Below are 12,018 nucleotides of genomic sequence, written 5' to 3'. Positions count from 1 at the left end.
GTAAAAATGCTAGTCCCACTTTTATGCTTGGCTATGAAATAAGTTTCATTGGGACTGCCTTCTGCTAGTTAATTAGAAGCTGATGGGTTGTTAATCTCAACTAAAACTTTGGCATTAGTTAAGCCAGAAACTTTACTGCTATCTTCTGGAGAGATGGCAATTTTAACTTCTACAACTCTGGCATCAACATCAGCAGCCGGATCATTATTCAGCACATCTTTTTTACCGACTTTTCTGCCAATTTCAGCGACAGTTCCTTTTAATTCACCTTCAAAAGCACCATTATCACTGCTGACAGCAACACTTTGACCAATCCGAACTTTACTAATACTATCTTCTGGAACTTCTGCGATTACCATCATTTGCTCTGTTTGACCAATCTCCGCAATACCATTGGCGCTGATTGCTTCGCCTGACTTGGTGTAAATCTTTAAAATTTCTCCAGAAGTTGGTGCTTGGACGTAGCTTAATCGTAGTTCTGCGTCGGCTTGTTTAACATTAGCGATCGCATTGCTAACTTGTGCTTGCGCCATTTGGACATTCGTCGGATCAACTTCTATCAGTCTCTTGAGTCTGGCTCGTTCTTCGTCGAGTTGTCTTTGTAAAGTGGCTACAGTTTTGTCACGGGTGACTCTAGCTTCAATTAGTTGCTGTTGTAAGCTGGTTAAGGTCTTGACTTGGTTCGCCCTAGCTTCTGCAACTTGTTGACGCAAAGTTGCGATCGCTTGTCGCAGAGTCGCTTGACTTTCCACTACCTGCTGTTGAGCTGTAACTGCACTTAGTCGCCGTCTATCCCGTTCTTGCTGCGATATAGCACCTTGGCGATAGAGAAAATCATAACGTCCAGCATCAACTTGAGCATTACGCTGTTCGGCTTGAATGCGTGTCAAAGTGGCTCTTAAACTATCACCTTGTCCACGCAATTCTGCTTCCAAGCGTTCGACTGTCGCCTGTTGAGCTAGTTTTTCTGCACTCAACTGCGATGCAATTCTAGTAATGGACGCTTGTTGAGCATCCCTCTCGCCGCGTAACTGAGCTTCTAGTCGAGCAATTACCGCTTGTTGCGCTTGCACATCTCTAGGTGAACCCACTCGAATTTGGGCTAAATTAGCACGCGCTTCTAGTAATTTGGCTTTGGCTTGTTCGACACTAGCTAACTGAGTATCATGATTGTCTAAAATTGCAATCACTTGTCCTTTTCTCACCTGTTCTCCTTCGCGGACAAACAGTTGCTTTACTCGTGATGCAGATTGTAATCCTGCTGCTGGTGCAGAAAGTTTAATCACTTCACCGCGTGGTTCTAAACGCCCCACTGCACTAATACTGTTAGCAACTGGTTTGACAGGTACAGATGAGTTAATCTTTCTCAATTGCTCAACTTTAGCTGTAGTAAGTAACCCCGCAGCGATTACTATTGGTAAGGCTACAGCAATGCCCCACCAAATCTTAGGTTGTTCTGGATCAAGTATTGGTGGCCTTGATCTTGGCTTCTCAGTCACCCTTGACATGGTTGTTGCCTGTTTATTTAAAAATGTGCTGATGGATATAAAAAAGTATGAGACGTAGTAGAGATTTGATAAATTACCTCTACTAAATACCCTCTGAAATTTGATGCCAATTAATACTTAGAGCCACAACTTTGACATCATGACACTAATAGTAGGTAGCGTTTATCTCATTAATTTTCAGTAGTGGTAGAGCGAAATTAATGGGACAAACCACCAGTTATTCAATAGATGCAACAATCAAGACAATTGCTAATGCGTAATTAAAAGATCAATGAGAATCCACCGCTTTGAAAAGCAACTCCGGTTCAGTTGGAGACTCAATCTTTATCAGAAACTTAATTATGAACTAGCAATTACAAATTTTCAATCAATTTTCTCAAATAGAGCATCCCTAAGATTACAGTTTCCTTAAACTTGTAGTCAACTAATTATTAGGTTTGTTAACTTTGAACTCATTGGGAAATTTTCTCCACAGATGCTACAGCTAAGGTTAAACTCCATTAAACTATCGTCATAGCAAGAGGCAGGAGGCAGAAGGCAGGAGGTAAAAGTATTAGTGTGCTTCCTGCATTTATATGTTCAAAATTTCCTAATCTATATGCTTCTTGCTATAACTGAATTCTACATTTATCAGTTGCAGGAAAACGTAACAGAATCTACAGATGCGGTAGGGGAAGAAAGTCTGAAGTGTGTAGATGGGTTTTGCTCTGCTTAGTCAAAGATAGTATAAAATTTAGGACTTACGCAGACTCTACGATTTCTTGGCGTTCTCGGCGACTTGGCGGTACCCTGCGGGAAGCCGCTTCGCGTCTACGATAAATTAAGCTTTTTGAGAATTTTTGCGTAAGTCCTGAAATTTTTTCCTTCTGTTTCCTAATTTCTACCTCCTGAGTTGAAAGTGCTGAGTGCTGAGTGCTGAGTAAAAATACGAGTCCCACTTTCATACAAAGCTTGTGAAACTTGTTTCATCGGGACTGCTTTTTACACATAACAAATGACAAAGAACAAATGACTCAGGACTTATTCTGGCAAATCAAATAAGACTGTCGTCATGTAATTATCTGCCCATTCTTGCCCAAAGGCTTTTTCAAGGACGCGGCGGGTTTTATCGTTTTGTTGTTGTTTGGTACAGTAGTTGCGTTGTCCAGCGATAATTTCTTGAGTTTGTTCGGGGGAAACTGGACTAGCTGCAATCGCTTGGGTACAATGTACCTCTAAAAAGTCCTGCACACGTCCCAAGAACCTCGCTTCTTCTTCTGGGGAACTAGGACGGATAAACAAGCAAAATTCTGAGAAGATGTGACCCCATTCTGGTAATTCTCGCGTTTGGGAAAATTCTATTGTTTTCAGTGCAGAGAGTTGATTTGTATAGGAAGCTGGCAAGGTCAAGTCTAAGTGTACAGGAGACAAGTCGGCGATCGCTGCACTAATTTGTCCTCGACCACCAACTAAATCGCAACCAAACATCGGTAAGTCATATTCTGGGCGCGGAAACATCACGCAATGCAAAATATCCAGCATATTTCCCACCTTCGCCAGTTCTAAGTGCATTTTGCGAAACTGTGGTGTTTGATAGCAGCGATTTTCAATTGTCAGTTTTTCACCCTCTAATCGACCTTCCACATATCCCAACTCTGCTGGTAAATGGTAAGGCGACAGTTCTAAATGCTTGTGCCAAGCCGCCTCGATGCTATCAGCTAACTGCCGAATTAGGGGATGTTGTTGTTCACGCAGTGAGGGAGTTGAAGTAAATGACATATTCTCATCAGAAATGCTATCTAAGGCCAGTCTACAGCCAGCCGTGCCACTTCTATTCTGCCGCGCAACATTAAGCAAACTGTTACGCATGGTTGCGTAAAGTTATAAGACATTGACTTTTCAAATTAATTACTTATTTTGTAGTCTTAGTTACAGAATTATTTTGATTTTCATTCATCAGGGAGTCTTCGATTATGCAAATTAATACTCAAAGACCAAATTGTGCTATCCCAGCAGTTAGACAAAATCTAGCTTGGTTAAGCAAAGCCTATAGTCAAAATTCCTTCAAGTTATGTCAACCTGCTGTCTGGGTACGCCTTGCAGAACTCCCTAGCCCATACAGCTATGATGAAGCATTGTTACTCTGCCAAGTTTCTGCCGATGAGTGGTTAGCTTGGGTTCCAGATCATGGCGAAGTGACATTGCGTCTTACTCAAGGGTCAATAGTTTAGGACTTACGCAAAAATTCTCAATTTCAGAAAACTTGACGTAAGTCCTGTTGTAATTAGTTGATTTACTGCCAAAAATCAGTGACTTCATATCCCAGTTCTGCCAACATCTGCCGCAGCAAAGGTAAACTGAGACCGATGACATTACTGTGACAGCCTGCTATTTTCTCAACAAATAAACTACCAAAACCTTCCAAAGCAAAAGCACCAGCACATTTGAGAGGTTCGCCGGTAGCGACATAAGCTTGGATTGCGCGATCGCTCATGGTTGCAAAATAAACCCTCGTCACCTGACACTTAACTAAAGTCTGGTTTTGGGCAGTGTCAATCAACACATGACCTGTGTATAAGTCGCCTATATTACCCTGCATAAATTGCCAGCGAGCGATCGCTTCTGCTGCATTTGCTGGTTTGCCATGAATCTTACCATCAATAGCCAAAACCGAATCACAGCCCATAATTAAAGCTGATGAAAACTGCGGTGCGATCGTTTCTGCCTTACTTTGAGCTAGAACCTGCACTAACTCACCAGGATCACTCAGTTCAATTTGTGACTCATCAAAATCACTGGGTTTAACTATCGGTTCAATCCCAACCGTTTGCAGCAAACGCCGACGTGCAGGAGAAGCAGAAGCCAGTACAAATTGAGGAATATTTATAGTCATTGGTCAATGGTCATTTGTCATTTGTGCTTATATTGCCTTGCTTTCCCTACTCCCTACTCCCTACTCCCCACTCCCTATTAATAATTAATACACGGTGAAAGAATCGACAACATTTTCCATAGTCCGTTTCACCTTTGTCCAACGTTTTTCGGGAATCGAGGCGTTAAAGGTAAACAGTTTGCCACGACTAACAGCAACACTAGCGATGTTATGTCGTTGCTGAGAATTTGGGAGTTTGACTAAATACTCTAATATATAGTAGGTTTTACCTTCAGTATCCTTCTCTCGTGCATCAACTAACTCGGCTGTCCGACCAGAATCTGAAGGTGCAAGGGCAGCTTTGCCAAGTTTATAACCAACTTCTGTGGGAGCGCCCAATTCTTTTAAGGTTTTACCTTCAGGAACCGGACTAATCACTACAGAAACATTTTCGGAGATTTCAATTAAATCATGAAATACGACATCAGGTCCATTGGCAACTTTCACTGGTAGCCAGCCATTGGGGTATAAAAACTGATAACCATCAGCAGTATCTACATAGCTTTTAAATCCAGCCGCAGCAGCTACACCAGGATTAATCAAGCTAAAGCTCAACATTAATAAGCAAATAATTGCAATTTTTTTCCACATTGTTAGAGATTCCTTTGGCGGGAAGTAACAAAAATTAAACATTATGTATCGTTTTTATTGTCCCACCAACGGGGTCGCTTCATCTCGTCATTGGTGATGAGTCATTTGTCAAAAATTAAACAATTTGCAAAACCACAAGTGTCATATCATCAGTGTTTTGCCTATCAGTACCGATAAACTGTTGGACTTGGTTAAATAAATAATCCACAATTTCTTCTGGCCCGTTGCAATAGCGACAAGCGGCGCTAAAGGCTGCTAAAAAGTTTTCTTCATCGAAGCGATCGCCACTAGCCGCCGCCGCATCCGTTAAGCCATCTGTATAATAAATTATCGTATCTCCAGGTTCTAACTGTGCCTGGGCATCTTCATATTGACTGTTGGCATCTAAACCAATCAACATCCCCAACGTATCTAAGCGGCTAACTGTTTTTGTGGCGGCGTGCCACCATAGGGGAGGATTGTGTGCGGCATTGCTGTACGATAAAATCCGATTTCTGGGATTGTACTCAGAATAAAACAACGTCACAAAGCGGTGGGAATTTTCCAAATCCGCATACATCACTCGATTCAAATTTTGCAAAATCCCCGCCGGGGAATTGCCATGCAATACTTCACCCCTCAGCATTCCCCGCATCATCGTCATAATTAATCCGGCGGGAACACCTTTCCCCATCACATCCCCAATTACAAAACCCCAACGGCTATTTTCTGGAGATACTCTATTGATTAACTGCAACTGGTTATGATTTGTAGGAATAAAGTCGTAATAATCACCACCCACACGATTAGCAGGTTTACAACGTGCTGCTAGTGATACACCAGGAATATTCGGACATTGACGCGGTAAAAGTCGGCGTTGAATTTCTGCCCCAATTTCTAATTCTTGGTCTAGGCGTTCTTTTTTCCGCAGTTCTACAGCTAGTTCATCGTTTTCAATGGCTACTGCTGTTTGGTCTGCAACCAAGCGCACTAACTTTTGTCTGGTTTCTGTCCAGCTATAGTCAGGGTCACGACTTAAAACGTAGAGCCAACCGCGTTCTGTATGCTTAACTAAAATTGCCGTGCCGAATATTTGCACATCAGGCCCCAAATAGCGGTGCATCTGATCATCTAATATGCCGGTGGAACTCGCCAAAGGTGTGCTGTTGGGCAGTAATGTAACTTGACTACTGGCTGTTTCTAAAGCTTTGCGAATATTTTTGCGCTGGCGACTATCCTGCCAGTGGAGTTGCTCTAACCTAACTTGACCGTTAGGCTTGTAGAGAAATAAAGCACTACCATCAGCATCTGTCACCCTTGTTGCCATCAAGGGAATCAGTTCTAAAAACTGATTTAAATTGTTGAAGCTTCTGAGGGCAAATCCTAAAGAACTCAGCAAATCTTGAATCTTGTTCTGTTCTCGATGCAACCTTGCCACAAGTTCTTTTAGTGCTACGACTGGTGTGACATCCGTCGCGGCACTATTATTACCATCAGTAGGTTGAAAGGGTACTTGAGACACAGGCACAGATAATATCCAGTTAAGAGTAGTAGATTTTCAATTGATTAATAACTCTTTGCGGCAAAATATTGCTAAATCATATTGAGACAAGATAAGTCAATTTAGCAAGAGTAGAAAGACGTAAGCGAGAGCGATAAAAAACTATAGCATTCGCTCATTTTATTTCTACCTAAATCCAGATACATAAATTTCATGTGTTTTTACGCAAAAGCTGATGAGTATAAATCGGTAAATACCTCCATTGCTGAGAAAACTTCCCACGCTCAGAGCAGTCAATTAGCAAATCATACATCATGAAACATAAAATTCCTTAATTAATTGATTAATTATTTTTGCCAATTTTTGAGATTTTTTCTCGTTTCGGAGAAATATTCAGATACTGAAATAAACGATAACTTAAAATTTTCAGGGAAAATATCACTTTGAACTGGATCAGCTAGAGCATTTTTCTAACTTTTAATTTACCTTTAGAGAATATTTGTCAGCTTTTCAGGAAATTTACTTCATATATACTCCTAAATTTTGACAAGCTGATTTGCTGATAACAATAGGCTTTTGCTAAGTTAACAACGAACTTACTTGAGCTTTTTTGTTTTTTTCAGTATTTATAGCAGTTCTCAATTGGGTTTACAAGGTTGGAACTGGCGCAAAAAGATTACTGGTTGAGACTGGGTGTAGGGGTGTAAGGGTATAAGGGTTTTACATACCTAGACCCCTACACCCTTCTTACATACCTGATTTTTGCGTTTGTCCCATACAGATTTAGCCACTCAAGAGAGCTTCAACAAACTCGTAGCTAGAAAATGGGCGTAAGTCTTCAATTCCTTCACCAGCCCCAATAAAGCGAATTGGTAAACCTAATTGTTGGACTACAGCCAATGCGACACCACCTTTGGCGGTACCATCCAATTTGGTTAATACTACGCCACTCAGTTGGGCGGCTTGGGAAAATACTTCGGCTTGGCGCAAACCATTTTGACCAAGGGTAGCATCTAAAACTAACAGAGATTCGATTTTGGCGTTTGGGGCTTTTTTGTCGATGATGCGGCGAACTTTTGTGAGTTCATCCATTAAGTTCTTTTTATTTTGTAATCTTCCCGCAGTATCAACTAATAATAATTCTGTGTCGCGTGCTTGAGCGGCTGCGATCGCATCAAACACCACGGCGGCTGGGTCTGTATTTTTACCAGGGTTGGCAATGACTTCTACACCACTTCTGTTTCCCCAAACCTTGACTTGTTCGACAGCCGCCGCCCTAAAAGTATCTGCTGCGCCAATCAAACATCTGTAGCCAGATTTTTGCGCTAAATGGGCAATTTTACCGATGGTTGTGGTTTTGCCAGCGCCATTTACACCAGTAATTAACCAAATATTTAAATTGTCTTTATCTGGGGCAAAGCTGGTTTTCTCAGATTTGCGAATTGGCTCTTCTAACATATCCCTTAAGATTTGTTTTAAGTAAGCGATCGCTTCTTCTGGAGGTGTAACTTCTTCCCGCAGTTTTTGTTGTAAAGCACTGATAATATAATCTGTGGCTTCTACACCCACATCAGCTTGTAACAATACAGATTCAATTTCGGTTACGGCTGCTTGGTTGAGTGGCCCTTGTCCAACAATGGCTTTTAGTTGATTGACGATGTTCCGCCGGGTTTTGTCTAATCCTTGGCGTAACTTTTTCAGCCAAGTGATTTCTTCAATCGAAATGTCTTCCGCACGTCTACCTTGAGCCGCCAATAATTCTGCTGACCAGACAAACCCTTCATCAAATGCCAAATCTGGCATTTCTGCGGCAGTTGCTTCACTAACACTTGCTGGCTGTGCCTCTGGTTGTGTAACTTCAATGGCACTAGCTATTAAGCGTTCTTGCTTGGCTTGCCGTTCTGCTGCTGCCCGTTCTAAAAAAGATAATGCAGCCGTCTCGGTGGGCTGAGTTTCTTGTGATGTTACTTCTTCAGTATTGGCTGTAACAGCTACTTCCTCAACAGTAGCCGCTACTTCTGGTTGTGGTGTTTCGATAGTTACCGCAGGTTCTTGACTGGGAGTTGTAGCCTCTTCTGAATCTGCGGCTATCGTGTCTGTTGGAACTGGTTCTCCAGTTTCTAATTGTTGTTTTTGCTGGATATTTTTATAGGCAGCTTTAGCAAACGCCAACAAATCTGCTGCCGAATCTGGTGCAGTTTCTGGGTTAGTATTTGATGTTTCGGTTGCCTCTGGTTCGGTTATAGGTGTGGGAGTATTTTCTGCCTCTTGGTTTTCAGAGGGAGTATCAGAAGAATCGTTATATTGACGACGAAACCAATTAAAAGCCATTGCTGCTAACAGTGTTAGTTGTGATTTAAGTTAGGAGTTATGAGTTCGTAAGTTAAGAGTTTAATAGAATTTGTTACTCTTCCCTGTGGTGAAATCCTCCGGGATATCCTCACCTCTCAATTTCGGGTTACTAGGAGGGGGTGATTCATCCCTCACAAGTACCTGACTTCTCCTCACCTTCAACTCACAACTTAGCATTCAGAATGGTTACAAAGTTAGGATAAAACACTAGGAAGTTTTTTTTGTTCTGTGAATCGCCGCAGCACTCCATTAATAAATCGATGACCTTCATCGCCACTGTAGCGTTTGGCTAACAAAACAGCTTCGTTGATGGCTACGCTGTCAGGCAAGTTTAAAAATGTCATTTCAGCTACAGCGATGCGGAGAATATCGCGGTCAATTTGAGCTAGACGGTTGACTTGCCAATCTACCAAAGCCGCCGATATTTGTTCATCGATCAAGATCCGATGCTCATTTACAGTTTTGACAATTTGAATGGCATATCTGCCAACTTCTCTGTCTTGGTTGGCGAGTTGAATTAATTCGGGAAACTCAACTGCTGCACCAAGTTGATTGATGGCGGTTTGGGTATAAGAGATCGCTTCTTGTAGCATAGTTCTCGCTGTATTCATGTCAGCAGCGCGAGTTTGGCTGGTCAATAGGCGATCGTTACTGCGTTGCAATTCCGCCGCAGCGTTGTCTAAAGTATCTTGCACTTCTGCCCTCAAGGTACGCACGGTTGCTAATACTAATTTGGGCAGATGTTCTTCGGTGAGTTTTTTGGGGTTGACTGGCAGCTGGCTGAGACTTAACAGCGCCAGTTCACGAGCGATTTGTTGGGGTTTGCGGTCTTGCATGGAAGTGAGTGCCTAAGCACTGAATTAGGGTGAAAATTTAATTGATTGCTACAAAGCCAGACATTCATAATATCTATTTACTTGTGTCTTTGCCGGATAAATTTTATATTTCCTCGACGGAAATTACTGAATGTTTTGATTCCCTGGTTAAACTCGCTAAATTTTGTTCTTTGCCTAAAACTAGCGGTGGTAAGGGCGTATTCGGTGCCACAATTCCACCAGAGACAATCACTTTAAAAGCATCTTCGATTGACATTGAAAGATTGATTACATCTTCTTCTGGTACTACTGCATACCATCCTGTAGTCGGGTTGGGTGTCGTTGGGATGAAAACGCTTAACATTGGGCAAGGCATTTGGGATTGAATTTCACTGGCGATCGTACCTGTGACAAAGGCGATCGCCCAAATGCCTTGTCTGGGATACTCAACTAAAACCACACGCCGAAATTTGCCAGGAGAATCTTTCAGTAACGTTTCTAAAAGTTGTTTTAAGGTTTTATATACCTGTCCTGCTAAGGGAATTGCCTGTAATACTCGCTCACCAAAATCTAATAACCATCGCCCAGCAATATTCCGAGCCATTAACCCAATTAACAAAATACTTAACAGTGGTACTGCTAGACCCACAGCTAAATTTAGTATATTTACTAAAATTGGGTGTAGCCCATCAAAGGGATTGAGTTGTTTGGGAACTTGGGTAAGGAAGTCGATTACCCAATTAGCGATCGTGATTGTGAGCCAGATGGTGGTTGCTAGGGGGATAACCACTAACAATCCTGCTATCAGGTCATTTTTCAAGTCCTGCTTTAAGCGATCGATGACCAAACTTAGTTTCTCCTTTTCTTGGCTAGTGAAACTCTAGATAAGCGGAAATTCATACCAGCAGCCGCCCAATTTAGCAGGCTTTACTAGTAATATTTTTTACCCTGTTTTATTTTAGAAAGCTGTCATTAAATAGCTTTTATCTTGATAATATGCTGTTTATCCCAGAAAAGTATTGATTTTTCGCTAGTTAGATGTTGAATACAAAAAGATATAGCTAACTACCGATAGTTCTTCCATCCGCGAGGATGTTACTTTTCTTTGTACAGCTTGTAAATGAATGTTGCAAATATTTTAATTATTACTAATCCTACCGCGATCGCTCAAAATCTGACTACGTTTCTAAAACCTATGTATGACAACTAAAAATCTACTTGTAACTAGTTTAGAACTAACCCGCAGGTAAAGGATGTTTTTCTGAAAAACTTTTGTTATAAATTTTAATATAGTCGTTGAATCAAGATTCAGAATAGACAGTTAAGCTGAAGCCATAACTACCAAATGGTAAAGGGTGTAGATGATCAAAAACCCTGACACCCCTACACCCTTATACCCACCAGAACAAACTAGTTTTGTTTCACCCTTCTCCAGCAATTTGTGTAGCGACAACCTTGCTTTTCTCAGTTTGGGATAGTGTTTCTTCTAAGGTCGGTGTAGGTAGATGCTGCATTTCCCAAACTTTCAGCAAAATTAGGTACTCATAAAAAGCTTGCAAAGTACACCAAGCCATCCCAGCGCGACCATCCAAGCAGCCACCTAACAAAAAATACATATAAAGAAACCGCAAAAAAGGTCTAGCTGGTAAACGCAAAGACAAATCTTTCAAAGCACGCCGTCTTTCTACCTCAGTTTTGCCAAAAAATAAATCCCGCCAAACAACTGTGCCATTTTCTAGTTGATGTACTGTTTCTTTGGCTTCATCAGTAGAATAACGATTATGTTTTTCAATCCAACGGCTCAAACCCTTACTGCAAGTGTAATGAGGGTAAGTTTCTTTTAAAAAACTAGTAGCACCATCACACACTTCTCGTTCTGTGTGACCATAGTCTGTAAACCAGACCTTACCGTGGCGGAAAAGACGCATCTGATAACGGGGATATTGGGTGCTATAGCGAATCCAACGATTCATAAACATTACCCGTTCAGCAACGTAGTAACCAATGTAATCTGGGTTATGTGTTGCTTGTGTGCATTCCGCAAATAATTCTGGTGTCATCCGTTCATCAGCTTCCAGAATATAAACCCACTCATATTTCGGGGGTAGAGATTCTAGCATCCAAGTGCGTTGACGACCGTGGCTTTCAAAAGCGTGCTGCACAACCCGGACAGGATAGCGACTGGCGATTTCCACAGTGCGATCGCTACTGCACGAATCCACAACTATAATGTCATCCGAAAGCATTGCCGACTCAATACAAGGTGCAATATCTAGTTCTTCGTTATATGTCAGTATGTAAATTGAGAACATTTGCAGATTTTATAGCGATTTTCCTAACAGTTAATTTTTAGGAGGCAGT

11 protein-coding genes are annotated in these 12,018 nt (G+C 41.6%); 1 reads left to right on the top strand and 10 read right to left on the bottom strand.

Annotation, left to right across the window (positions count from 1 at the left end; genetic code table 11):
- Positions 1–68: 68 nt before the first annotated feature.
- From H6G74_RS07185 to H6G74_RS07175, 3 genes are all read right to left on the bottom strand, one after another.
- On the bottom strand, positions 69–1,508 hold the full coding sequence (locus tag H6G74_RS07185; protein WP_190967023.1) for an HlyD family efflux transporter periplasmic adaptor subunit: 1,440 nt from the start codon (positions 1,506–1,508) through the stop codon (positions 69–71).
- Between the two features lie 740 nt (positions 1,509–2,248).
- Entirely contained in the window at positions 2,249–2,452 is a 204-nt protein-coding gene (locus tag H6G74_RS07180) for a hypothetical protein (RefSeq protein WP_190967022.1), read from the bottom strand.
- 76 nt (positions 2,453–2,528) lie between these two features.
- Positions 2,529–3,266, bottom strand: a complete 738-nt coding sequence (locus H6G74_RS07175; RefSeq protein ID WP_190967067.1) for a phycocyanobilin:ferredoxin oxidoreductase — start codon at positions 3,264–3,266, stop codon at positions 2,529–2,531.
- Positions 3,267–3,460: 194 nt separating this feature from the next.
- Here H6G74_RS07175 and H6G74_RS07170 point away from each other — a divergent pair, with 194 nt between their 5' ends.
- Positions 3,461–3,718 carry a hypothetical protein gene (locus H6G74_RS07170; RefSeq protein ID WP_190967021.1) on the top strand — a complete coding sequence of 86 codons (258 nt, stop codon included), beginning with the start codon at positions 3,461–3,463 and terminating at the stop codon, positions 3,716–3,718.
- 62 nt (positions 3,719–3,780) lie between these two features.
- Here H6G74_RS07170 and H6G74_RS07165 read toward each other — a convergent pair whose 3' ends face one another.
- The 7 genes from H6G74_RS07165 to H6G74_RS07135 all read right to left on the bottom strand — a co-directional run bounded on the left by H6G74_RS07165 (position 3,781) and on the right by H6G74_RS07135 (position 11,969).
- Positions 3,781–4,374: a Maf family protein gene (locus H6G74_RS07165; RefSeq protein ID WP_190967066.1), complete on the bottom strand. Its 594-nt coding sequence runs from the start codon at positions 4,372–4,374 to the stop codon at positions 3,781–3,783.
- Between the two features lie 90 nt (positions 4,375–4,464).
- On the bottom strand, positions 4,465–5,010 hold the full coding sequence (gene psbP, locus H6G74_RS07160) for a photosystem II reaction center PsbP (protein ID WP_190967020.1): 546 nt from the start codon (positions 5,008–5,010) through the stop codon (positions 4,465–4,467).
- Between the two features lie 115 nt (positions 5,011–5,125).
- A complete protein-coding gene (locus tag H6G74_RS07155) occupies positions 5,126–6,517 on the bottom strand; it encodes a PP2C family protein-serine/threonine phosphatase (RefSeq protein ID WP_190967019.1) in 1,392 nt (463 codons plus the stop codon).
- A gap of 756 nt (positions 6,518–7,273) precedes the next feature.
- Positions 7,274–8,821 (bottom strand): signal recognition particle-docking protein FtsY, encoded by a 1,548-nt coding sequence (gene ftsY / locus H6G74_RS07150; protein WP_190967018.1) that lies wholly within the window; start codon positions 8,819–8,821, stop codon positions 7,274–7,276.
- A 215-nt stretch (positions 8,822–9,036) separates the two neighbouring features.
- A complete protein-coding gene (gene nusB / locus H6G74_RS07145; RefSeq protein WP_190588661.1) occupies positions 9,037–9,678 on the bottom strand; it encodes a transcription antitermination factor NusB in 642 nt (213 codons plus the stop codon).
- A gap of 103 nt (positions 9,679–9,781) precedes the next feature.
- Positions 9,782–10,504 carry a DUF502 domain-containing protein gene (locus H6G74_RS07140; protein WP_190967017.1) on the bottom strand — a complete coding sequence of 241 codons (723 nt, stop codon included), beginning with the start codon at positions 10,502–10,504 and terminating at the stop codon, positions 9,782–9,784.
- Between the two features lie 574 nt (positions 10,505–11,078).
- Positions 11,079–11,969: a glycosyltransferase family 2 protein gene (locus tag H6G74_RS07135; protein WP_190967016.1), complete on the bottom strand. Its 891-nt coding sequence runs from the start codon at positions 11,967–11,969 to the stop codon at positions 11,079–11,081.
- Positions 11,970–12,018: the final 49 nt, after the last annotated feature.

This window comes from Nostoc spongiaeforme FACHB-130 (assembly GCF_014698475.1).
GTDB classification, from domain to species: Bacteria; Cyanobacteriota; Cyanobacteriia; order Cyanobacteriales; family Nostocaceae; genus Nostoc_B; species Nostoc_B spongiaeforme.
Note: the sequence above shows the minus strand (reverse complement) of the source record. Positions and strands in the feature narration are given on the sequence as shown.

Coding starts and splice junctions, on each gene's coding strand:
- H6G74_RS07185 (WP_190967023.1), bottom strand. CDS start 1,508: ATGTCAAGGGTGACTGAGAAGCCAAGATCAAGGCCACCAATACTTGAT.
- H6G74_RS07180 (WP_190967022.1), bottom strand. CDS start 2,452: ATGAAAGTGGGACTCGTATTTTTACTCAGCACTCAGCACTCAGCACTT.
- H6G74_RS07175 (WP_190967067.1), bottom strand. CDS start 3,266: ATGTCATTTACTTCAACTCCCTCACTGCGTGAACAACAACATCCCCTA.
- H6G74_RS07170 (WP_190967021.1), top strand. CDS start 3,461: ATGCAAATTAATACTCAAAGACCAAATTGTGCTATCCCAGCAGTTAGA.
- psbP (WP_190967020.1), bottom strand. CDS start 5,010: ATGTGGAAAAAAATTGCAATTATTTGCTTATTAATGTTGAGCTTTAGC.
- ftsY (WP_190967018.1), bottom strand. CDS start 8,821: ATGGCTTTTAATTGGTTTCGTCGTCAATATAACGATTCTTCTGATACT.
- nusB (WP_190588661.1), bottom strand. CDS start 9,678: ATGCAAGACCGCAAACCCCAACAAATCGCTCGTGAACTGGCGCTGTTA.
- H6G74_RS07135 (WP_190967016.1), bottom strand. CDS start 11,969: ATGTTCTCAATTTACATACTGACATATAACGAAGAACTAGATATTGCA.